This is a genomic window from Streptomyces sp. NPDC003016 (assembly GCF_053591455.1).
Genome location: NZ_JBSFTV010000032.1, coordinates 70442 through 93014, shown reverse-complemented (window position 1 = coordinate 93014; position 22573 = coordinate 70442). Strand labels below are relative to the sequence as shown.

General features: G+C 72.9%; 16 protein-coding genes and 2 pseudogenes. 10 read left to right on the top strand and 8 right to left on the bottom strand.

What is annotated here, in order from left to right; all coding sequences use genetic code 11:
* Positions 1-255 precede the first annotated feature (255 nt).
* Together ACWDZ4_RS25735 and ACWDZ4_RS25730 are read right to left on the bottom strand one after the other, a co-directional pair.
* On the bottom strand, positions 256-552 hold the full coding sequence (locus ACWDZ4_RS25735; RefSeq protein ID WP_451510750.1) for a hypothetical protein: 297 nt from the start codon (positions 550-552) through the stop codon (positions 256-258).
* On the bottom strand, positions 549-740 hold the full coding sequence (locus tag ACWDZ4_RS25730; RefSeq protein ID WP_255305801.1) for a toxin-antitoxin system HicB family antitoxin: 192 nt from the start codon (positions 738-740) through the stop codon (positions 549-551). Before ACWDZ4_RS25730 ends, ACWDZ4_RS25735 begins: the two co-directional genes overlap by 4 nt.
* Positions 741-1799: 1059 nt before the next feature.
* On the opposite strand from ACWDZ4_RS25730, the gene dhaK reads away from it, so the two are divergent.
* The 3 genes from dhaK (at position 1800) to ACWDZ4_RS25715 (ending at position 3922) form a co-directional block, all read left to right on the top strand.
* The gene (dhaK, locus tag ACWDZ4_RS25725; protein ID WP_451510749.1) at positions 1800-2792 is read left to right on the top strand and encodes a dihydroxyacetone kinase subunit DhaK; all 993 of its coding nucleotides are present in this window, start codon (positions 1800-1802) and stop codon (positions 2790-2792) included.
* A 69-nt stretch (positions 2793-2861) separates the two neighbouring features.
* A complete protein-coding gene (gene dhaL / locus ACWDZ4_RS25720) occupies positions 2862-3482 on the top strand; it encodes a dihydroxyacetone kinase subunit DhaL (RefSeq protein WP_451510748.1) in 621 nt (206 codons plus the stop codon).
* Positions 3479-3922: a PTS-dependent dihydroxyacetone kinase phosphotransferase subunit DhaM gene (locus ACWDZ4_RS25715; protein WP_451510747.1), complete on the top strand. Its 444-nt coding sequence runs from the start codon at positions 3479-3481 to the stop codon at positions 3920-3922. Before dhaL ends, ACWDZ4_RS25715 begins: the two co-directional genes overlap by 4 nt.
* A gap of 123 nt (positions 3923-4045) precedes the next feature.
* Here the strand turns inward: ACWDZ4_RS25715 and ACWDZ4_RS25710 are convergent, their stop codons facing one another.
* Positions 4046-7537, bottom strand: a complete 3492-nt coding sequence (locus ACWDZ4_RS25710) for a phosphodiester glycosidase family protein (protein WP_451510746.1) — start codon at positions 7535-7537, stop codon at positions 4046-4048.
* Positions 7538-7879: 342 nt separating this feature from the next.
* Between ACWDZ4_RS25710 and ACWDZ4_RS25705 the strand changes: the two genes are divergently transcribed.
* The 4 genes and pseudogenes from ACWDZ4_RS25705 to ACWDZ4_RS25690 all read left to right on the top strand — a co-directional run bounded on the left by ACWDZ4_RS25705 (position 7880) and on the right by ACWDZ4_RS25690 (position 13151).
* Positions 7880-10063, top strand: a complete 2184-nt coding sequence (locus ACWDZ4_RS25705; RefSeq protein ID WP_451510745.1) for a pentapeptide repeat-containing protein — start codon at positions 7880-7882, stop codon at positions 10061-10063.
* 30 nt (positions 10064-10093) lie between these two features.
* Positions 10094-10649, top strand: a pseudogene (locus tag ACWDZ4_RS25700) (shikimate dehydrogenase); the annotation flags it as partial.
* Between the two features lie 4 nt (positions 10650-10653).
* Entirely contained in the window at positions 10654-12471 is a 1818-nt protein-coding gene (locus ACWDZ4_RS25695; RefSeq protein ID WP_451510744.1) for a bifunctional sugar phosphate isomerase/epimerase/4-hydroxyphenylpyruvate dioxygenase family protein, read from the top strand.
* Between the two features lie 41 nt (positions 12472-12512).
* Positions 12513-13151 carry a TetR/AcrR family transcriptional regulator gene (locus ACWDZ4_RS25690; RefSeq protein ID WP_451510743.1) on the top strand — a complete coding sequence of 213 codons (639 nt, stop codon included), beginning with the start codon at positions 12513-12515 and terminating at the stop codon, positions 13149-13151.
* Between the two features lie 7 nt (positions 13152-13158).
* Here ACWDZ4_RS25690 and ACWDZ4_RS25685 read toward each other — a convergent pair whose 3' ends face one another.
* Positions 13159-14133 carry a DUF4331 family protein gene (locus tag ACWDZ4_RS25685; RefSeq protein WP_451510742.1) on the bottom strand — a complete coding sequence of 325 codons (975 nt, stop codon included), beginning with the start codon at positions 14131-14133 and terminating at the stop codon, positions 13159-13161.
* 135 nt (positions 14134-14268) lie between these two features.
* On the opposite strand from ACWDZ4_RS25685, the gene ACWDZ4_RS25680 reads away from it, so the two are divergent.
* Complete coding sequence (locus ACWDZ4_RS25680) at positions 14269-15264, top strand: glycoside hydrolase family 16 protein (RefSeq protein ID WP_451510741.1); 996 nt, start codon at positions 14269-14271, stop codon at positions 15262-15264.
* Between the two features lie 49 nt (positions 15265-15313).
* Here ACWDZ4_RS25680 and ACWDZ4_RS25675 read toward each other — a convergent pair whose 3' ends face one another.
* Positions 15314-16810 carry a UDP-N-acetylmuramoyl-L-alanyl-D-glutamate--2,6-diaminopimelate ligase gene (locus ACWDZ4_RS25675; protein WP_451510740.1) on the bottom strand — a complete coding sequence of 499 codons (1497 nt, stop codon included), beginning with the start codon at positions 16808-16810 and terminating at the stop codon, positions 15314-15316.
* A gap of 364 nt (positions 16811-17174) precedes the next feature.
* Between ACWDZ4_RS25675 and ACWDZ4_RS25670 the strand changes: the two genes are divergently transcribed.
* Complete coding sequence (locus tag ACWDZ4_RS25670) at positions 17175-18263, top strand: magnesium and cobalt transport protein CorA (protein ID WP_451510739.1); 1089 nt, start codon at positions 17175-17177, stop codon at positions 18261-18263.
* Here ACWDZ4_RS25670 and ACWDZ4_RS25665 read toward each other — a convergent pair.
* Both ACWDZ4_RS25665 and ACWDZ4_RS25660 read right to left on the bottom strand, forming a co-directional pair.
* A complete protein-coding gene (locus ACWDZ4_RS25665) occupies positions 18258-19910 on the bottom strand; it encodes an amidohydrolase (protein ID WP_451510738.1) in 1653 nt (550 codons plus the stop codon). The genes ACWDZ4_RS25670 and ACWDZ4_RS25665 overlap by 6 nt on opposite strands.
* 40 nt (positions 19911-19950) lie before the next feature.
* Positions 19951-21348 carry a purine-cytosine permease family protein gene (locus ACWDZ4_RS25660; protein ID WP_451510737.1) on the bottom strand — a complete coding sequence of 466 codons (1398 nt, stop codon included), beginning with the start codon at positions 21346-21348 and terminating at the stop codon, positions 19951-19953.
* A gap of 164 nt (positions 21349-21512) precedes the next feature.
* Between ACWDZ4_RS25660 and ACWDZ4_RS25655 the strand changes: the two genes are divergently transcribed.
* Positions 21513-22124: a TetR/AcrR family transcriptional regulator gene (locus ACWDZ4_RS25655; RefSeq protein ID WP_451510736.1), complete on the top strand. Its 612-nt coding sequence runs from the start codon at positions 21513-21515 to the stop codon at positions 22122-22124.
* Here the strand turns inward: ACWDZ4_RS25655 and ACWDZ4_RS25650 are convergent.
* Positions 22125-22421: pseudogene (locus ACWDZ4_RS25650) on the bottom strand (acyltransferase family protein); the annotation flags it as partial.
* Positions 22422-22573 lie beyond the last annotated feature (152 nt).

Below are 22573 nucleotides of genomic sequence, written 5' to 3'. Positions count from 1 at the left end.
TCCTGCTGAACCAGGCATCGTCGGAGAAGGATGCCGCACCGAACTGGGCGGTGCCGATATGGGGCTTGCCGGTGGTGGGGTCGCGTAGGGCGACGAGTAACTGACCCAGCAGTTCAGGGGTGAAGGGGGTGGCGCGGTGGTCGATGTCGGCGCCGGGTGACAGCGCCGCGAGGTAGGCGGCGCGGTCGGCCTCGTCGAGGTGGTCCAGCCACTGACAGGAGAAGCCCTTCGGACTTATCCGGAGGGAGGAATCACCTACAGGTCCAGCACTGCCTGGAGGGACTGGCTGACCCGCCTCATCGCGTCCGTGCCGACCGTCCCGATCAGCTTTGCGCCCTCGAAACGGGTGGTGCGTAGCTGCTGGATGTCGACGGCGACCGCGGTGCATGCCATCGGCTCTTCGAGGGCTACGGACATCAGGGTGTCCGGGAAGCGGCCGAAGGGGTGCAGCACGATCGCGAGCACCGCGCCATACGCCTGTTCCAGGCCGTCGAGCGAGACGACGAGGACACTCCGGCCGTCAGTGAGCGTCCAGATTTCCCCACGCTTCACAGGGTGTCGCCCTCGCCGCCCAGCTCGTCGCCGAGACCGAGCTGGGCGAGATGCTGGGCAGCGTCGAGGACGGCCTGGCGGCGTGCGGCGCGGACGATGTACGCGTTGAGGGAGAGCCCCGCCGCCTCCGCGCCGGCGCGGATCGACGGATCGAGATCATCGGGAATGCGCAGAGTCATCACAGTCATGCCACCAATTCAGCAACCAAAAAACGGTTGCACAGATAGTGGCACTCGTTTCCTCTGGCTGTGCGGCTGACGGGGGCAGCGGCGGTCAGGGCGGTCAGCGGCGTGGCGTGTTCAGGGGGATGTGGCCAGTCTTCAGGCTACGAGGGAGGGACAGTCACCGTCTCACCTACGACCGTCGCGGCGCCGTACCTCACCCTGCCGACCGCCGACCGCCTCCGCCGCCAGCTGGCAGTGCTGCCATGCCCCGCCGTTTCCGCGCCTTCCGCTCCGCCGCGGCCACCACCGGCGAGCTCCTGCTCATCCTGGTCCCGTCCCGTCCCGGTCCCACTGCCGAGTGCCGCCGTGCCGCGGCCGCCACCCGCCGACGCGAGCGCTGGTGCCTGCGGCCTTGGCCGACCGACCGGCCGGCCCCCGGCCCGCCGCCGTTCCCGCCGGTCGGCACCCCGCTGTCCGGCCGCCGTGCCCCGACCGCTCCCAGCCCACAGCGCCTCTTGGCCGCCCGGCGCCCGCCGTGCGGCCTCCGCGTCCGTCCACCGGGCTTCCGCCGCGACCGCGGCCCCTTGCGGCTTTCTGCCGTCCGCGTCTCCAGCTCTGTCCCCGGCCGCTCCCGCGCGCGGCCTCCGTCCCGGCGGCCTGCGGACCGCGTGCCCGTTGCGTCTCGGGCCCCGCGTTCCTGTTTGGCGTCACGTAGCACTGTGCAGGGATGGAACGTGTCGGGTGCTGATGTGGCGCGGCTCGCCGCAAGGCCTTGGGGGGACGCGCATGGGTTGGGCGATGAACAACGATTACGCCGCCGTTGTGACAACGATCAACGCGGCTGTCCTGCTCGTGGGGCCGGATGGCTTCCGCCTCCTCGATACTGAACGTCGCCCAACCGGTCAGCGGCACTCCAGAAAGACCTGATGGGCAGACAGGAAACTCAGCTCAAGTCAGCATCAGTACCGCCAGAGACCGCCTGAGGCCGCTACGGACCACCAAAGGGCACTACCCCGAATACCAGCTCTGACCAGGCAAAACCCAGTCCAGGAGACTGGTTGACAGACTTCCCGGGAGGAACCGTTGAAGATGCTCATCAACGTGGCAGAGACGGTCGTCGCGGATGCGCTGCGCGGAATGGCCGCCGCGCATCCCCAGCTCGCGGTCGATGTGGAGAACCGCGTCGTCGTACGGCGCGACGCACCCGTCGCGGACACCGTGGGCCTCGTGTCGGGTGGGGGCAGCGGGCACGAACCGCTGCACGGCGGGTTCGTCGGACCCGGGATGCTGTCCGCCGCCTGTCCCGGCGAGGTGTTCACGTCGCCCGTTCCCGACCAGATGGTGCGGGCCGCGGCCGCGGTCGACAGCGGGCAGGGGGTGCTGTTCGTCGTCAAGAACTACACCGGCGACGTACTCAACTTCGACATGGCCGCCGAGCTGGCGGAGGACGAGGGCGTCCGGGTCGCCAAGGTCGTCGTCAATGACGACGTCGCCGTGACCGACAGTCTCTTCACGGCGGGCCGGCGCGGTACGGGCGCGACGCTCTTCGTCGAGAAGATCGCGGGCGCCGCCGCCGAGGAGGGCGCACCGCTGGACCGGGTGGCGGCCGTCGCGCGGCAGGTCAACGAGTCCTCCCGGAGTTTCGGGGTCGCGCTCAGCTCCGTCACCACGCCCGCGAAGGGTTCCCCGACCTTCGATCTGCCGCCCGGCGAACTCGAGTTGGGCATCGGCATCCATGGCGAGCCGGGCCGGGAGCGGCGGCCGATGATGACCTCGGGCGAGATCGCGGACTTCGTGGTCGACACGGTGCTGGAGGATCTGCGGCCGACACGGCCCGTGCTCGTACTCGTCAACGGGATGGGCGCCACTCCGCTGCTGGAGCTGTACGGATTCAACGCCGAGGTGCAGCGCGTGCTGTCCGAGCGGGGTGTCGCCGTGGCCCGTACGCTCGTCGGGAACTACGTCACCTCGCTGGACATGGCGGGCTGCTCGGTGACGCTCTGCCAGGTCGACGAGGAACTGCTGCGCCTGTGGGACGCGCCGGTCGAGACCGCCGCGCTGCGCTGGGGGCGTTGACCCGTACGCATGGAACGCGTAACCGAACGCGTCACCGTCGAACGATCGCGTGAAGGAGACCTTGTGCTGGTGCTCGACACCGAATTCTTCCGTCGCTGGATGTCCGCCACGGCGGCCGCCGTGGACCGCGAGGCCGGCCGCCTCACCGAGCTGGACTCGGCCATCGGCGACGCCGATCACGGCAGCAACCTGCAACGCGGCTTCGCGGCCGTCGCCGCCGCGCTGGACGAGGAACCCCCCGGCACGCCCGGCGCCGTACTGGCGCTCGCGGGGCGGCAGTTGATCTCGACCGTCGGCGGGGCCTCCGGGCCGTTGTACGGAACGCTGTTGCGGCGTACGGGCAAGGCGCTCGGCGACGGGGGCGAGGTGACGCCCGAGCAGCTCGCCGAGGCGCTGCGGGCGGGGGCCGACGCGGTGGCGCAGCTGGGCGGGGCGAAGGCCGGGGACAAAACGATGCTGGACGCGCTGATTCCGGCGGTCGGTGCGCTCAGGGAGTCGCTGTCGTTCGGCGCGGCGCGGGCCGCGGCGGACGAGGGGGCGCTCGCGACCGTACCGCTGCGGGCGCGCAAGGGCAGGGCGAGTTATCTGGGGGAACGGAGCATCGGGCACCAGGATCCGGGCGCGACCTCGTCGGCGCTGCTGATCGGCGCGCTCGCCGACACGGCTGATTCCACGGAGGAGCACGCGTGAGCGGGGGGGACGGGAAGAGCGGCAGGGGCGAGAGCGGGGGGAAGGCGGTCGGGATCGTGCTCGTCTCGCACAGCGCGTCGGTCGCGGCGTCCGTCGCCGAGCTGGCGAAGGGGCTCGCGGGCGGCAAGGACACCGCGCCGGTGGCCGCCGCGGGCGGTACGCCCGACGGGGGGCTCGGCACCAGTGCGGAGCTGATCGCGGAGGCGGCCGGGTCGGTCGACGGCGGCGCGGGCGTCGCCGTGCTGGTCGACCTGGGCAGCGCGGTGCTCACCGTGAAGGCGCTGCTGGCCGAGGGCGACGAACTGCCGGACGGGGCACGGCTGGTGGACGCGCCGTTCGTGGAGGGCGCGGTGGCCGCGGTGGTCACCGCGTCGGCGGGCGCGGACCTGGACGCGGTGGAGGCTGCGGCCAAGGAGGCGTACGACTACCGCAAGGTGTGAGCGAGGTGCGGGAGGGGGCGGCGCCCGAGGCAGGAAAACCTTGCCCCGGGCGCCGCCGGTCGCGCGGAACCGCCGTCCTGTGTCACAGGTCATGGGCAGGGGGCGTGGGTGGTGGGGCGTGGGTCATGCGCTGGGTGCGGCCGATGCCACGATGCGGATCTCGGTGCGCTGTGTCGTGCCGTTGACCGTTGCCGCGAGGACGACCGCGCCCGGCCGCAGCGCCGTCAGGGTTCCCGTGGCCGGGTCGAAGGCCGCCCGGTGGCGGGGGCGGGCGTCCTCCGCGGGGCCGATGTGGAGGTCCGGGGAGCCCGTCCAGTCCGCGCTCAGCGGGAAGGCGACCGGGACCCGGCGCGAGCCCTGGGTGACGGTCGCCGTCACGGCCGCGCTGCGACCGGGGGCCAGTACGGAGGGCGCGTCGAGTGCCAGGGCGTCCACGTGGGCGCGGGTCTGGACCGACATCCAGTCGGGTCCGCCCGCCCAGGGGCGCTGCCGGGCCGCCGCCTGTTCGGCGCGTGAGACCCGGTCGACGCCCACCAGCGACCAGCCGGTGAAGCCGCCCTCGTCCGGCGGTCCCGCAGGCGCCTTGCCGGAGTTGCCGTTGACCAGGTACGGGACGCCGTCCACGCGCGCGGCGTGGAAGACCCCCACGTGGCTGCCGATGAGGCTCGCGCCCTTCCCGGTCGTACGCCGGAACGCGGACAGCCACCCCTCGATCAGCGCCGCCTCCTTGCGGTCGCCCAGCTGGCTGCCCTTCTGTGCGGTCGGGTCGCGCGGCGGGACGTGTTCCACCAGGACGACCGAGCCGATCCGCTCGTCCTTCGCCGCCGCTTCGAGCTGCGCGCGCAGGTTCTTGATCTGTGCGAAGCCGCCGCCCCGCAGGCTCAGGCTCGACGTGTCGAGGGTGACGAAGCGGGTGCCTTCGTGGTCGAACGTCCGGTGGGCCGGGCCGAATTCGGCGACGAAGTTGTCGATCTTCCCGCCCATCACCTCGTGGTTTCCGGGGACGTAGTACCAGGGCAGGGCGTCGCCCAGTTCCTCCGTCAGGACGCGGCGGGCGAAGGCGAGGTCGGCCGGTGAGCCCTCGTCGACGAGGTCGCCGTTGACGACCAGGAAGTCCGGCTTCGCCGCCTTGATCTCACGCAGCGTACGGCGCGCCTGCGCCACGATGGCGCTGTCCGGGTCGCGGGCGACGAACTGGGCGTCGGACACCACCGCGAACTGCCAGTCCCTGCCCTCCGTCCCGGCCTCGGGATCGATGAGCGGGTCGGCCGGGACGGGCTGCTCGGGCAGGTCGACCGTGGGCGGCACCTGCGCCGTCAGCGTGTCGATGACGATCTCGCCCGCGTACTGCTTGGCTGCCGCCGTCTCGGCCAGGTAGAACCGGTGCACCTTCAGCGGCGTCGCCGCCCCCGGCGGTACGGCGAAGGTCACCTGCCGCCAGCCGGTCCAGGTGAGGAACGGACCGCGCAGCAACTGGTCGGAGCCCGCCGCGTCCTTCAGGTGCAGCGTCGGCCAGGCACCCCTGTCGTCTCCCTTGATCCACATCCTGAAGGACTGGGGCCGGCCCGCCACGGCGACCGGCCGCGGCGGGTTGGCGTAGGCGGCGCGGGTCGCCGTCGACTGCGTGAAGTCGTACGTGAGCTTCAGCCCGGTACCGGTGTGGCCTTCGGGGGCCGCCGCGACCGAGCCGCTCGCGCGGGCCTGGCCGAAGGTCCAGGACGCGGCGTCGTCGAACGCGGACACCGCCTGCTCGGCCAGGCCGACGCTGACGGCGAGTGCGGTGACGACGCCTCCTGCGGTGGCCTCGATCCGGCCCGCGGCGCCGCTGCCCGTGCGCGACGTGACGGTGAAGTTGCCCCGGCCGTCGTCACGGACGTCGAAGAGCGAACGGTCGTAGTCGAGTGTGACGTCACGCGGTTCCACCGGGGCGCTGGTGCCGTGGGCGTCGTACCCGACGATGCCGAACGTGCCGCTCGCCTCCGCGTCCGCCAGCCCCACCCGCCGCGTGGTCGGCTCGATGCGGGCGAGGTCGTCGAGGACGGTCAGCCGCATGTCGCCTTCGGCGGGGCCCCGGTGCGCCCGCACCTGTGTGGTGCCGCCGCGGCGCGCCGTGAACAGCCCGTCGTCGTCGACCTGACCCACGGACGCGCGGGCGCTGTGCCAGCGCGGTTCTCCGGCCGCCGGGCCGTACGTCTCGTCGTAACCGGCGGCGGTGAGCCGGCGGGTCAGGCCGGGGAAGACCCGTTCGGGGTGGCCGCCCCTGACGGGGTCCGCGGTGGGTGCGCTGCCGGCCGGCGTACGCGTCTCGACCCAGTAGCCGCGCAGGTGTCCGCTGCCGTCGGGGGCGGTGAGGGCGAGGCCGTTGGGTACGGTGCGTTCGCTGCCGTCGGACGGGCTGTTCTCCACCTGGAGCGCGTCGCTGCCGGGTTCGCGCGCGATCAGCGTCGACGAGCCGCCGCCGTCGAGGTTCAGCGCGCTGTGCGATCCGGCGCGCTTCATCATCAGGGCGAGTTCGGTGAGGGTGACGCCACCGCTGTCGGCCTGGCGGCCGTCGACGGTGACCACCTGCATCTCACTGCCGTCCTCGGAGAATCCGACGGCGGTACGGGGCGCGGCGGTGTTGTTGCCCTGGCCGTCGTGGTTCTGCGGTACGCCGTCCACGACGAGCAGTTCGCGGCCGCCGACGGCGGTGCGCGGTACGGGCCCGCTGTCGGTGCGCGCCCGGTACTCCATCCGCACCGGGTCACCCGGTTCGAGCGCCTCGAGGACGGCCGCCCCGGCCTCACGGCCGACGAGGACCGTGGTGCCCTCGGGGACGGGCCCGGTGCCGGGTCCGTCCGTCACCTCGACGACCTTTCCGTCCCGTACGACCGCTTCGGCGACGGGGGTCGCGGCGTCCACCGTCAGGGCGCGGTCGGCCGTGCCCCAGCCCGAGTTGTACGCCCCCACTCCCCCGGCCGGCACATCGGCCGCGTTGTACGACGCCAGGGGGTGCGTCCCGGCGGGCAGGGCGAGGGTTCCCTCGAAGTACAGCCGGAGGACGCGGCCCGCGCTCCCGGGGCCGATGCCGACGGCCCGGTTGTTGCCCGGGGCCGGGGAGTGGACCGTCTCGCCGTCCTTGATGCCGGGGCCCTGCGGGGCGCCGGTCTGGTTGATGTCGAAGAAGTCCGCGTTGATGGCGGCGACGGTACGGCGGCCCGCGCCCGGGTCGTGCGCGGCGGCGAGTTCGGAGACCGAACGGCGGTCGGAGACCTTGCCGGAGTGGAGGTAGCCGGCGCGTACGCCGCTGCCGTCGAGGTCGACGGAGAGCGTGTCGACGCGGAGCCATGTGTCGGATTCGAGGCGGTCGTACGAGTGGAGGCGGACGCCCGGGGCGAGGGGGCGGGCGCTGCGGGCGGTCTCGATGCCGTCGCCGTCGACGACGGATCGCGGGCTGCCGGCCGGGGTGCTCGCGGGGGGTGGGGCGACGGGCCGGAGGACTTCCGCGGAGTTGCGGGGCCGGGGGTCGGGGGTCGTGTCGGCGGCCGCGGGGGCGATCGCCCCGGCTGTGAGCGCGGTCACCGTCGCGAGGAGCACGACGGGCCGTCCGAGGGTGCCGAATGTGCCGAGGCCCATAAATCCTCCTGAGGAATAGCCGGTTGGACGGGCGCTGCACGCTGCCGCCACAGCATTGCCGCGCGTACACCGGCGTACCAGGGGTTGGTGGAAACCTCGGGGAGAACATGCGGTACCGACGGGGTGACGACGGACCGGGTCCGCACCACCGGCCGTGCGTACACCTCCGGGGCGATCCGCGTGCGCTCGGCTTCCGGAGCCGGGTCGCGGGGCCGGGTCGCAGGGCTGGGTCAGAGGGCTGGGTCACGGACGGCCGCCGGGCGGTGCGTCCTGGAACGGAAGAAGTCCTGGGACGGGGAAGTCCTGGGCGCGGGGTGACGCGGCCGGGCAGACTCACCAGGCATGACCGATCCGAATCCTGACGGCGCCGGCCCTTCCCCCGAACCGCCCTCCTGGCCGTACTGCGGGCACGGCGCCGAACCGGCCGCCGGCGACCCGGTCGGCTGCCGAGGCCGCGCGGTGGACCCGTACCCGGTGTGTCCGGCCCACCTGGAGGCCGGCGACCGCACCGCCTATCTGGCCCGTCTGGTCCCCGGCGCCGACATCGACCACCGGGGCACCCCCTTCACCGAGCACCTCCTCGGCGCTCTGCTGAGCGCGGTCCGGGACCCGGTGACCGGTCGGCCCCACTTCGGCGACGCGCTGTTCGACGACGCGACGTTCACCGGCGACGCGGGGTTCGACGACGCGACGTTCACCGGCGGCGCGGGGTTCGACGGCGTGACCTTCGCCGGTGACGCCGGGTTCCGCCGCGCGGTCTTCGCCGGCGACGCGGGGTTCCGCCGCGCGGTCTTCACCGGCAACGCGGGGTTCCGCGACGCGGTGTTCACCGGCAACGCGGGATTCCGCCGCGCGGCCTTCGGCGGCGACGCGGGGTTCCGCCGCGTCGCGTTCACCGGCGACGCCAGATTCGACAACGCGGACTTCACCGGCGACGCCAGGTTCGACGGCGCGGCCTTCACCGGCAACGCGGGGTTCGACGGCGCGGACTTCGCCGGCAACGCCAGGTTCGACGACGCGGCGTTCACCAGCAACGCCTGGTTCCGTCGGACGGCCTTCACCGGCAACGCCTGGTTCAGCAGCGCCGCCTTCACCGGCGACGCCTGGTTCGACAGCGCGGCCTTCGCCGACACCGCCAGGTTCGACGGCGCGGCCTTCACCGGCAACGCCAGGTTCCACGACGCGACGTTCACCGGCACCGCCTGGTTCCACAGTGCGACGTTCACCGGCACCACCTGGTACCACGGCGCGACGTTCACCGGTGACGCGGGCTTCCTCGGCGCGACGTTCGCCGGCCACGCCTGGTACCACGACGCGACGTTCACCCGCGACGCCAGGTTCGACGACGCGACGTTCAGCGGTGACGCCGGGTTCGACGGTACGACGTTCACCGGTGACGCCGGGTTCCGCGGCGCGACGTTCGAGACGGCCTCCGAGCTCGGGCCGCTGGTCTGCGGGGGCGTCCTGGAACTGTCGGGCGCGGTGTTCGCTCACCCGGTGACCGTCGAGGCGGCAACGCCCCGCCTGCTGTGCCGGCGGACCCGGTGGGCCTCCACCGCGGCGCTGCGGCTGCGCTACGCCACGGTGGACCTGAGCGACGCGGTGCTCGAGTATCCACTGAGCGTCACCGCCCGGCCCGGCCCCTTCACCCAGGCCGACCGCCGGCCGCTGGACGAAGCCGCCCTGGGCGGGGCGCCGGCCGGCGTGCGGCTGGCGACGCTGCGCGGCACCGACGCCGCGCACCTGGTCCTGACCGATGTCGACCTGACGCGGTGCCTGTTCGCCGGAACCGTCCACCTGGACCAGTTGAGGATGGAAGGCGAATGCCCGATGGCCCCTGCTCCCGCGGGGTTTTGGCGGCGCGGCTGGCGGCCGGTGCGGTGGACACCGCGTCACGCCCTGGCGGAGGAGCACCACTGGCGTGCGGCCGGCGGGTACAGCGGCTGGACGCCGTCACCGGGCGGGCAGCCGCACGTGCCGGGGCCGGCCGCGCTGGGACCGGTGTACCGGCAGTTGCGCAAAGCGTTCGAGGACGGCAAGAACGAGCCGGACGCCGCGGATTTCTACTACGGCGAGATGGAGATGCGCCGCAAGGACCGCAAGCGGCCCCGGGGCGAGCGGGTTCTGCTCGGCCTGTACTGGAGCCTGTCCGGGTACGGGCTGCGGGCCTCCCGTACGCTCGGCTGGCTGCTGCTCGCCACGGTCGTCACCGTGGCGGTGATGACGCTGTGGGGCCTGCCGGAGGACGACCCGAAACCCGGCAGCACCGGCACCGTCACCGGTTCGCGCATCTCACTGACGACGGACACGCCCGAGCCGGTCAACCCCGACGGGCCCCTGGCCGGGCGCGTGACGACGGAGCGGTTCGAGAAGTCCCTGCGGGTGGTGATCAACTCCGTGGTCTTCCGCAGCAGCGGCCAGAACCTCACCACCGCCGGCACCTACGCCGAGATGGCCTCCCGTATCACCGAGCCGGTCCTGCTCGGTCTGGCCGTCCTCGCCGTCCGCGGCCGCGTCAAACGGTAGACGGGCCGGTGCTTCGCCCCGGACACCTGCGGGCACCACACCGGCTGGAGCGGCTTCGCCCAGTCCTTCGCCGGGGGTCTGGAGGACGCTCCTGCCCGCCGGGTCGTACAGCTCTGCGCGGGCGGCCCCTGAGCCGCCGTGGCACACGCCCTGCTCACCCTCGGCGCCGGCCACGTCACCCTCGTCGACGCCGGCCGGGACCGCGCCACGGCCCTCGCCGCCGAACTGACCGGACGCTTCGGCGCCGGGCGGGCGTACGCCGCCCCGCAGGACCGGCTCGCCACGCTGTTCGCCGGGGCCGACGGGCTGGTGCAGCCACGCCCACCGGCATGGCGCACCCCCCGGGTCTCCCCCCTTCCCCGCCGAACCGCTGCACCCGGGGCTCTGAGTCGCCGACGTGGTCGACCGGCCGCTCGACACCGAGCTGCTGCGCGCGGCGCCCGCCCTGGGCTGCCGCATCCTGGACGGTGGCGGCATGGCCGTCTTCCAGGCCGCACACGCCTTCCGGCTGTTCACCGGACGCGAGCCCGACCCGGTCAGGACGCTCGCCCACATGGCCGCCCCCGTCGCCTCCCAGGCAGGAGCCCCTCATGCGCAAGTCCATCGCCACCGTCTCCGTCAGCGGCTGCCTGACCGAGAAGCTGGAGGCCGTCGCCCGGGCCGGGTTCGACGGCGTGGAAATCTTCGAGAACGACCTGCTGGGCTGCCCGCTGCCGCCCGAGCGGATCCGCGAGCGAGCCGAAGGACTGGGGCTGGGGATCGACCTCTACCAGCCCTTCCGCGACTTCGAGGCGGTCGCCCCCGACCGGCTCGCGGACAATCTGCGGCGGGCCGAGCACAAGTTCCGGGTGATGGAGCGGCTCGGCGCCGACACGCTGCTGGTCTGCTCGAACGCCTCCCCCGGCGCCGTCGACGACGACGCGCTCGCCGCGGAGCAGCTGCGCCTGCTCGCCGGGCGGGCGGCCGAGCACGGCATCAGGATCGCGTACGAGGCCCTGGCGTGGGGCCTGCACGTCGGCACGTACCTGCACGCCTGGCGGATCGTACGGATGGCCGGCCACCCGAACCTGGGCACCTGTCTGGACAGCTTCCACATCCTGTCGCGCGGTTCGGACCCCGGCGGCATCGAGGCCATCCCCGGCGACAAGATCTTCTTCCTCCAGCTCGCCGACGCCCCGCTGCTCGCCATGGACGTACTCCAGTGGAGCCGCCACTACCGCTGCTTCCCCGGCCAGGGCGGTTTCGACCTCACCGGGCTGCTCGCCCATGTCCTGCGCACCGGTTACACGGGCCCGCTGTCGCTGGAGGTCTTCAACGACAGCTTCCGGCAGGCCGACACCGGGCGGACGGCCGTCGACGCGATGCGGTCCCTGATCGCCCTGGAGGAGTCCGTCGCGCAGGTGCTCGGCACCGGCTCGCCCCTCCCCCGCCCCGCGCAGTCCGACGGCTTCGCCTTCGCCGAGCTGGCCACCCGTGACCACCACCGCCTCGGCGGGCTGCTCGGTGCGCTGGGGTTCGCCCGTACGGGACAGCACGAGACCAAGCCGGTCGAGCTGTGGGAGCAGGGCCGGGCCAGGATCCTGCTCAGCCGCACCCATCCCGACAGCCCCGTCGACACCTCCCTGGTGGCCGTCGGCCTGGAGGCCCCGGACCCCGCGCTCTGCGTCGCGCGCGCCACGTCCCTGCTCTCGCCCGTGCTCCCCCGCCACCGCGCCCCCGACGAGGCGCCGCTCGACGCCGTCGCGGCGCCGGACGGCACCGAACTGTTCTTCTGCGGCGCCGGGCAGCCGGTCTGGCGCGAGGACTTCGATCCGGCGACGCCGCCCGCGGGCCACATCAGCCGCATCGACCACGTGGCGCTGAGCCATCCCTGGGACCAGTTCGACGAGGCGGCCCTGTTCTACCGTTCGGTCCTCGGGCTGCGGCCGCACGAGAGCGTCGAAGCGGCCGATCCGTACGGTCTGCTGCGCAGCCGTGCCATGTCCAACGCCACCGGCACGGTCCGCCTCGCGCTCACCGTCGCGCACGTCGGAGCGGCGCGGGAGCTGCCCGGGCAGCACATCGCGCTGGCCGACGACGACATCGTCGCGACCGCGCGCCGGCTCCGGGCCCTGCCCGACGACGTACTGCTGCCCATTCCCGACAACTACTACGACGACCTGCGGGCCCGCTACGACCTGGGCGAGGCGCGCCACCGGGAACTGCGCGAGCTCGGGCTGCTGTACGACAGGGCCGGCGAGGCCGACGGCGGCGGCGAGTTCCTGCACTTCTACACCGTCACCGTCGGCCGGGTCTTCTTCGAGGTCGTGCAGCGCATCGGCTGCTACCGCGGTTTCGGCCTGTCCAACACCCCCGTACGGCTCGCCGCCCAGCACGCTCCCGCGCCCGCCCCCCGCTGTGGACGGTGACCGGCCCGCGCCCTGGGACGGGGGCCTCAACGCGTCGACCCGTGGAGCTCCGTGACCTCGAGGCCGCCACGCGGGAATTCGCGCGGCAGGGCTGCACCGGCGCCGGGGTGGACGAGATCGCGTCGCTCATGCGCACCACCAAGCGCATGATCTATTACTGCTTCGGCTACTGCTTCGACAGCGAGGAGCAGCTCTGCACGGCTGTCCTGGAGCATGCCTACGCCGAAGTACGCGGCGCGAAGAACGCCCTCGACGTCGACCGGCTCGGTCCTGTCGAGGCGGTCCGCACGCTCGCCGAGCCGACCTTCGACCACCACGACGCGCACCCCGACTCCATCCGCCTGGTGGGCACCGAGAACACCCACCGGGCCGAGCACGTCCGCAAGTCGCCGGCGCCGGCGAACCTCGGTACGCCCGCGCTCGGCGCGATCAGCCGGATCGGGGAGGCGGGGCGCACGAGCGGCGACTTCGTCGCCTCGGCCGACGCCATCGACGTACACATGGTGATCAGCGCGTTCCGTGTCGTGCGGATCGCCGACCAGCACACCTTCGAGGCCCTGTTCGGCCACGCCCTCACCGCCGCGGAGCACCGCGCCCGCCACCGCCGCATGCTCGGCGACACGGTCGCGGCGTACCTCACCGAAGGGGCGCGCCACCCGGGTCCGCGGCCGGCCGCGTGAAGGTTGGTCAGCCGGGCACCGTCGCCGGGTCCGGGTGCGGCGTGCCCAGATAGGGGAAGTCGAGGAGCAGGTCGGTGTGCGGGCCGATGTGGTCACCGGCGATCTTCCCGCCCGAGACCATGGCCAGCCGGGCGGAGGTGACGTCGTCGGTGGGCGTCCGGCCGTTGGGGTAGGCGGCGCCGAGGTCGCGGTCGAAGCGCAGGATGTCCGGCAACACCGTGAGCAGGACCTCCTCGGCGGCCTGGGCGTCGTAGCCGCCGGTGTGCCGGAGCACCTCCCGCCACGCGTCGTGGTACGTGTCCCAGTCGTGGACGGGCTCCCCCTCGTTGTACGCCTCCTTCACCTCGTCCGCGTTGAAGTACGCCGTCAGGGAGGGGTGGGCGCCGCGGTCGACGGACCTGAGCCGGCCGTCCTGCCACAGGCTCACCCGTGCCCACACCCCGATGAGGGGGTCGGGGCACAGTTCGTCGCTCGGGACCTCCAGCACGATGGAGAGGACGTTCTTGTCGGCCCCCCAGTCCACCCCGGTCCACTGGAAGTCCTTGAGGATGCCGTCGAGGTCGGCGAAGAACGGATCGCTGCGCAGACCGGCGAAGAACAGGTAGGGCCCGGACTCGGCCACGCGGGGCTCCGCCCCGGAGGCGACCGGCACGTCGGTGAAGATCTGCTGCCCGCCGGGTTCGGGGGTGCGGGCCTGCGCCCCCGTCGCCCAGTACGCGGTCGCGGTCTGCTGCCCGTCGCGGGGCGGGGAGAAGACGAAGCTGAACGCCGCATCGGCCAGGGCGTCGCCGTCCACGTCGACATTGATGCGGTAGACCGCGTCCGGATGGAACACCGCGCCCGCGGCCGGGGCCAGCGGATGCACGTTCATGATCAGAGCGGTGCGCTCACCCGGCACCGTGAACACGAACAGATCCGTCAGGTCCAGCCGCGGATCGTCCATGGGCGACCGCAGGTTCGGCCCACTGAGGTGATGAGACATGTCTCCCACCCTCCGCCCCCGGCCCCTTCGGCGCACGGTGGCGCCCGCCATACGTGCGCGCGGTGTACGGCGGGACGCCGCCCCCGTACGGTATGGGGCGCACCGTCCAGAACACGCATCTGGAGGACCGGGCCCATGACCGTACCCACGCACCGGTGGCCACGGCGCCGTCTCCTGCCCGCCGCACTGGCGCTGGCCTCGGTGTCCTTCCTGCTCCCGTGGCTGATGCCCGCGTCGGACGCGGTCACGTCCTCGCAGGACGCCTGCCGCACCGTCGGCGACAGCATGCCGCGCGGTGACTGCGGGCCGTTCCGGCAGGTCTTCGCCGAGAACTTCAACGGGGACACGGTGCCGCTCGGATCGTTCAGCGGCTGCGACCACCACGCGGACACGAAGGACGCGTACTGCGCCGGCCTGGAGGGCACCTACCGGGACGAGTGGTGGGCGTACCCGAGCGGCTGGCAGGACACCGCGACGTCCGGCGCCGACGGCAACTCCGTCCGGTCCGTGGGCGGCGCCTACCACCCGGAGGACACCGTCAGCGTCGGCCCCGTCGGCAACGGCGACGGCCGGATGAGCATCCGGATGTGGCGGCCCGAGGACGGCGGGCCCGTCCATGCCGCCGCGGTCGTGCCGAAGAAGCTGATGGAGCAGACGTACGGGAAGTTCAGCGAGCGGTTCCGGGTGGTGAAGGCCGCGCCCGGCTACAAGTCGGCGCACCTCTGGTACGGAAACGGGTGCGAGATCGACTATCCGGAGCAGAACTGGACCGACACGATCACGGCGTTCACGCACCCGTGCGACGGCGGCCGGCAGGACATGTTCGCCACCGGAGCCCGCTGGACGGACTGGCACACGACGTCCGTCGAGTGGACGCCGGACGAGATCCGCTACTACCTGGACGGTGTGCCCGTCGGGTCGAGCACACGGGGCGTGCCGTCCGGGCCGCTGTCCTGGGTCCTGCAGAACGAGAGCGCGCTGTACGGGCCGCCCGCCGCCCCCGGCTCGTCGGCGCAGCTCGACATCACCTGGGTCGCCGGTTACGCGTACGAGGGCGAGGGCGCCGCGCACGAGGACGGGCGGGAGGACGGGCCGGAGGACGGGCCGGAGGACGGGCCGGAGGGCGGCTGAGCCCGCGGGCGGGGTGCCCCGTCGGCGGTGCCGCGCCGCCCGCGTCCGGCTACGCCCCGGTGAGCTCGCGCACCGTGGCCATGTCGCTGAACGGAATCAGCCGCTCCCCGACGATCTGGTACGGCTCGCTGCCCTTCCCCGCGATCAGCACGATGTCGTCCGGCCCGGTCACGGACAGCGCGTGGGCGATGGCGCTGCGGCGGTCGGCGTACCGTTCGAACGGCGTGCCGGTCGCCAGGAGACCGGGGGTGATCTGGTCCAGGATGTCCTCGGGATCCTCGTTCCTGGGGTTGTCCGAGGTCAGGACGCACAGGTCGGAGTGGGTCCCGGCGATCTCGCCCATCTCGGCGCGCTTGGTGGTGTCGCGGTCCCCGCCACAGCCGAAGACGGTGACGACCCGCCCCTTGGCGAAGCCCCGGATGGTGGTCAGGACCTTCTCCAGCGAGTCCGGGGAGTGCGCGTAGTCCACGATCACGGACGTGCCGCCCGGTGTCTCGAAGCGTTCGAAGCGGCCGGGGGCCGTCGGCATCCGGTCCAGCGCGGCGACCAGGCCCGCCAGATCGTGCCCCAGCACATGGCAGGCGGCGACGGTGGCCAGCGCGTTGGCGACCGAGAACCGGCCGGGGACGGGGATCGCCGCCGGGTACGCGCGGCCGTCGTGATGGAGGGTGAACCGCGTGCCGTGACCGTCCGTGACGAGGTCGGTCGCCCGGTAGTCGGCTTCCGTGTCGAGGGCGTACGTCGTCACCGCGCCCGGCATCATCGCCACGATCCCGGCGCCCACCGCGTCGTCGACGTTGACGACCGCGCGCCGGCACAGCCCTTGGAAGAGGCGCAGTTTGGCGTCCCGGTAGTTCTCCATGGTGCCGTGGTCGTCCAGGTGGTCCTGGGTGAGGTTGGTGAAGATCCCCACGTCGATGAACGAGTCGTCCACCCGGTGCGTCAGCAGCCCCATCGAGGTCGCCTCCAGGACCACGGTGGACACCCGGCGGTCCCGCATGCGCCCCAGCAGGTACTGGAAGTCGGGCGACTCCGGCGTGGTCAGCACCGACCTCGGCATGGGAATCACCTCGTCCCCGATCCGGCTGCCGCCCGTCCCGATGACCCCCACTTCGGCGCCCTCGGCGATCCGCAGCAGGGACTCGACCATGTACGAGACGGAGGTCTTCCCGTTGGTGCCGGTGACGGCCACCATGTCCATGGCCCGTCCGGGCTCGCTGTAGTAGCGGGAGGCGACGGCCGCGGCGGCCTTCCTGACGTCCGGCACGCGTACGACGCAGACTCCCGCGGCGACAGCGGCCGCGGCAGCGGCCACCGATGCCTCGGAGCCCTGGTCCGTACCGTCGACGAGCACCGCCACCGCGCCGCGCGCGAGCGCGGGGCCGACCGCCTCGGGGCCGCCGCCGTCGTGCCCGGGCACGGCGATGAACAGGGTGCCCGGCGTGGCCCGGTGAGCGTCGAAGCAGGTGCCCGCGGTGATCACCGTCTCCGGATCCCCTTCGAGGACCTCGTGGTCATGGCCGGCCAGCAACTCGCTCAACTTCACAGGGGTCCTCTCGGGGGGTACGGCGGCGGCCGGCCCGCGCGCGGAGGTTGTGCCAGCGGCGGGCCGTAAGAAGAAGAAAAGGAAAAGGGGGAAGGCTGCGCGCACTGCGTGAAGCAGTGGTGGAACAGGCCGGATCAGGAACCGGCGGACAGGGCCCGGGCTCCGCCGGGGCGGGGGATCGTTAGCCGTGGCCGTGCAGGGCCCGGCACAGGGCATGAGGAGCCCGGCTCAGGCACTCCTCAGCTCCACATGTGCGACCCATGCTCAGGAGTGTACGGCCCCGGGAGCGGCCCGCAGCACCCCTGTGGAGTGGGCCGGGGCCCCCGGTGGCACACTGGCCGCCGATTCGCCGAAGGAGCACCCCATGCCGTTGATCCGCACTCTCAGCCGGGCGGTTCGCCGTGCCTACCGCCCGGGCGTGGACCTGAGCCACCCCACCCGGTCCCCGCTCGGCAGCGCGGTCGTCAACTGCGTGGTCTACGAGGACGGCGCACGCCGGCCGGGCGACTGTCCGGCCGAGGAGGCTCTGCGGCGGGTCCGCAAGGCCGGCCAGGGATTCGTCTGGATCGGGCTGCACGAACCGTCCGAGGAGGAGTTCGCCGGTCTCGCCGAGCTGTTCGAGCTGCATCCACTGGCCGTCGAGGACGCCGTGCAGGCGCATCAGCGGCCGAAGGTCGAGCAGTACGACGACGTGCTGTTCGCCGTCTTCAAGACCGTCCACTACGTCGAGCACGCCGAACTCACCGCCACCAGTGAGATCGTGGACACCGGCGACCTCATGGTGTTCACGGGCCCTGATTTCGTCATCACCGTCCGGCACGGCGGCCGCGGTTCGCTGGGTCCGCTGCGGGAGGTGCTGGAGTCGGTGCCCGAGCGGCTGGCCCTGGGCCCCGCCGCCGTGCTGCACGCGGTGGCCGACCACGTGGTGGACGACTACCTCGTGGTGGCCGAGGCCGTGCAGCACGACATCGACGCGGTCGAGACCGCGGTGTTCAGCGAGTCGGCGGGGCGCGGCGACGCCGGCCGGATCTACCAGCTCAAGCGCGAACTCCTGGAACTGAAGCGGGCCGTGGCGCCGCTGGCCCGTCCGCTGCACCTGCTGGCCACCGAGCCCATGCCGGCCGTGGAACCGGAGATCCGGGCGTACTTCCGTGACGTCGCCGGCCACCTGTCCCGGACCTCCGAGCAGATCACCGCCTTCGAAGGGCTGCTCGACTCGATCCTCCAGGCCCATCTGGCACAGGTGACGATCGTCCAGAACGAGGACATGCGCAAGATCACCTCATGGGCGGCGATCATCGCCGTACCGACCATGATCTGCGGCGTCTACGGCATGAACTTCGACCACATGCCCGAACTGCGCTGGACGTACGGCTACCCGCTCGCCCTCGCCGTCATGGCCGCCGCCTGCTTCACGATCCACCGGGCGTTCCGCCGCAACGGCTGGCTATGACGCCGTGACCACCACTTCGCCGCCCACGACGACGGTCTCGGCGACCGTGCCGGGGATGTCCTCGGGTGCGACGGCCAGGATGTCGCGGGAGAGGACGACGAAGTCGGCGAGCTTGCCGACGGCCAGCGAACCCCGCTGGTGCTCGAGGAAGTTGGCGTACGCCGAACCCATGGTGTAGCCGTGCACGGCGGTTTCCACGTCGACCGTCTCGCCGGGCATCCAGGGTTCGCCGCCACCGAGGGGGCGCCGGGTCACGGCGGTGTAGATGCCCACCATCGGGTCCATCTCGGCGACGTTCCAGTCGCTGGAGAAGGCGAGCACCGCGCCCGCCGCGTGGAGGCTGCGCATCGGCCACGCCTTGTGCCAGCGGCCCTCGCCGACGTTCTCGGCCCAGTCCTTGCCGGGCCCGGCGATCTCCGGGGCGCAGTGGCGCGGCTGCATGCAGGCGACCACGCCCAGCTCCTCGAAGCGCGGGGTGTCCTCGGAGTCGAGGCACTCGACGTGGACCACCTGGTGGCGGGCGTCGCGCGGGCCGTTGGCTGCGCGGGCGCGCTCGACGGCGTCGAGGACGGTACGGATGCCGCGGTCGCCGGTGGCGTGGACGAAGCACTGGAAGCCGCGCGCGTCCAGCCGGGTCAGCAGCTCGGCGAACTCCTCGGGCGGGTAGAAGGTGTCGCCCCGGTGGTGGCCGCAGCCGCTGTAGGGCTCGAGGAGGGCGGCGGTGCGGGGTTCGACGACGTCGTCGATGTAGAGCTTGAGCGGGCCGACGCTCAGCCGGTCGTCGTCGAAGCGGCGGGCGGCGGCGGCGAAGTCGTCGAGGTCGGCGTCGGTGGTGCCGCGCGGGTGGAAGAGGGCCGCGACGATCCGGGAGCGGAGCCGGCCCTCGGTGCGGGCCCGCTCGTAGAGGGCGAGGTCGTCGAGGGAGTTCTGCGGCTCGACGACGGTGGTGATGCCGTACCCGATCGCGTCGTCGAGGCTCTGGGCGAGGCGCCCGTACTGCCGGTCGGGCGAGGCCCAGGGCACACCGAGGCCGCGCAGGGCGCGGTGGCCGTCGCGGGAGAGGCCCTTGACGGCGAAGTCCTTGATGAATCCGGTGGGTTCGCCGGTCCCGGGATCGGTCTCGGCCTCGCCGAAGGGCAGGCTCGTACGGCCCTTTTCGACGCCGAGGCGGCGCAGGGCCGCCGTGTTCAGCCAGGCGGTGTGGACGTCGTAGCTGAGGACGAAGGCGGGGGTGTCGCCGGTGGCGGGGTCGAGGTCTTCGGCGCGCGGCATCCGGCCGCCGGGGATCGCGGAGTAGTCGAAGGCTTCGGCCTCGATCCAGTCCGCGTCGGGGTGGAGGGCGTGCCAGGCGCGGATGCGCTCGTGGATGCCGGTGAGCGTACGGACTCCGGCGAGCTGGACGCAGGCGTCGTCGGAGCCGAGCCGGACGTGGTTGTGGGCGTCGATGAAGCCGGGCAGCACCAGCCGGCCGCCCGCGTCGACGATCCGGGTGTCCGGTCCGGTCCACTGCGCGGCTTCGGGGTCCGCGCCGAGCCAGGCGATGCGCCCGTCGCGTACGGCGAGGGCCTGTGCCCGGGGCAGCCGCGGGTCGACGGTGTGGATGTGGGCGTTGACGAGGACCAGGTCGGCCGGGGTGGTGCGGGTCATGGGGGTGAACTCCTGGGGTGGTACGGGAAGTACGGGTGATTCAGCGGACGGGCCGGGCGGGCGGACGTGGAGCCAGCGCCCAGTAGGTGAGTGCGGAGACGACCGAACCGAGGAGGGTCAGGTCGGCGCCGCCGAGCGGTACGACCAGGGGGCCGGTCCACAGTTCGGAGTCGCAGGTGAGGGCGGCGAAGGCCATGCCGGCGAGGAGGGCGGTCATGCCCGCCGGGTGGTAGCCGGCCCGGTACCAGTACGCGCCGCCCGCTCCGGCGTGCAGGGCCTCGGCGTCGTAACGGCAGCGGCGCAGCAGCATGTCGGCGAGGAAGACGCCGCCCCAGGGGGCGAAGACGATGATCAGGAGGGAGAGGAAGGACAGCAGCGATTCGGTGAAGTCGGCGAAGAAGAGGGCCCAGAGCGAGCCGGCGGCGGTGACGGCGGCGCTGACGAGGATGGTCCGCGACCGGCTCCAGGGGATGCCGAGCACCTGGAGGTTCAGGCTCGAGGAGTAGAGCGTGATGATCGAGTTGGTGACGGAGCCGAGGAGCACCAGGGCCAGGAAGACCGGCTGGAACCAGCCGGGCAGCAGCTTCTCCGCGCCTGCCACCGCGTCGGTCATGTCGGTCTGGGTGGCGGCGGCGACACCCGCGACGCCGAGCGCGACCGAGGAGACGAAGCCGCCGAGCGCACCGCTCCAGGTGAGGGAGCGCAGCGAGGTGGAAGCGGGGAGGTAGCGGGTGTAGTCGGCGGGCATCGGCAGGTACGAGAAGGGGCCGGCCAGCATGACGACGAAGGCCAGGCTCCAGCCGGCGGCGCCGGGGCCGGCGGCGGGGGCGGTGGTGTCGGCGCCGGGCAGGACGAAGACGAGCAGCGCGGCGAACCCGGCCGCCAGGGCGTACGCCAGCCGGCGTTCGGCGAACTGCACGGTGGCGTGGCCCCACAGGGCGACCGCGAAGGTCAGGGCGAGGGTGGTCAGGAGGGCCAGGGCGCGGGCGGTGTCGCCGCCGCTCCAGCCGAGTTCGGCGAGGAGGACTTCCAGGGCGAGGGTGCCGACCACCGTGTTGACGATGGTGTAGCCGATGCTGACGACCCAGTTGAGCATTCCGGCGGGCCAGTTGCCGCGCGTGCCGAAGGCGGCGCGGGAGATCACGAGGGTGGCCGTGCCGGTACGGATGCCGCTCAGTCCCGCCGCGCTGATGGCGAAGAACGGCAGACCGCCGATGACGACGACGGCGGTCGCCTGCCAGAAGGACAGGCCGAAGGCGACGGCGAGGGCGCCGTTGATGACGTAGGTGAAGGTCAGGTTGGAGCCGAACCAGAGCCAGAAGAGGTCCTTGGCGCTGCCGTGCCGCTCCTCGTCGGGAATGGGGTCGATGCCGTGGGTCTCGACCCGGAACACCTCGTCGCCGCCCTGCCGCTGTTGCTCCGCCTCGCGTATGGCCATGCCACTCCCCGCCCTGGACCTGGTGACTTTGAATGCCGTTCTAGAAGTTAGAACGGCATTCAAGATGCGGTGCCGCTCCCCCGTCCGTCAAGACCCCGGCACACATCCGTGCGCTCCGCGGCTAAGGTCGTGGCCATCGGGTACGGACGGCGGAGGCGAAACCGGTGGCAGGAGCGGCGCGACGGCGTGACGGGCACATCGCTCAGGAGCGGATGCTCGAAGAGGCCACGGCGCTCATCGCCGAGCACGGCCTGGCCGCGCTCACCATGTCCGCACTGGCGGAGCGGCTGGACACCAGCGGCGGCCACATCCTGTACTACTTCGGCAGCAAGGACCGGCTGCTGCTGGAGGCGCTGCGCTGGAGCGAGACCGAACTCACCGGGCAGCGCCGGGTGCTGCTGGGCCGCCCGACGACGGCGGAGCGCAAGCTCGACCGGTTCCTGGAGCTGTACCTGCCGCGCGGGCCGCGCGACCCGCGCTGGATGCTGTGGATCGAGCTGTGGGCCCGTACGCCGGCGAACGAGGACCTGCGCCAGGCCCAGGAGGCCATGGACCGGGCCTGGCAGGAGGATCTGGAGGCGCTGCTCACCAAGGGCGTGACGCGGCGGCGCTTCGCGCCGATGGACATCCCGGCGCACGCGTCCGAACTGCTGGCGCTGTTGGACGGGTTGAGCACCCGGGTGGTGCTGGGCCAGCGCGCCGGCGACCGCGGCCGGGCGCTGGCGGCGGCGAGGTCGGCCGCGCACCGCCTGATTCCGGCCGGACCGGCTCAGTGACCCGGGCAGGGCTCCGCCCGCGAGCGGGCCGGTGGCGGTGACCGCCACCATCGCGGTCCGGTGCCGGAGGGACACCGTCATCGCGGAGAGGTTGACCAGCGCCACCGCCGCCCGGGCGGCGGGCCGGACGAGCACCCGCCGCAGCGGGCCCAGCAGCAGCGACGCCGCCCCGCACCGGGCGAGGCCGAAGGTGACGGCGGCGAGCGTGGGCGGGTCGAGGTGGGAGACCGCGGCGCCGGGGACCCCGACCATGGACGCCGGGTAGCCGGCGGACGCCACCAGGGCGGGGGTCGCGGCGCGCAGCGGGGCCGGGACGGGCGCGGGGCGGGCGCGGGGCGGGCCGCGCCCGACACCGGTACGGCCACCGCTGCGGTGACGAGTGCGGCGGGCAGGGCGCGGCGCGGGCGGCTGCCGCGCGGGCGGGACGCCATGGGACGGTCCTTCCGTAC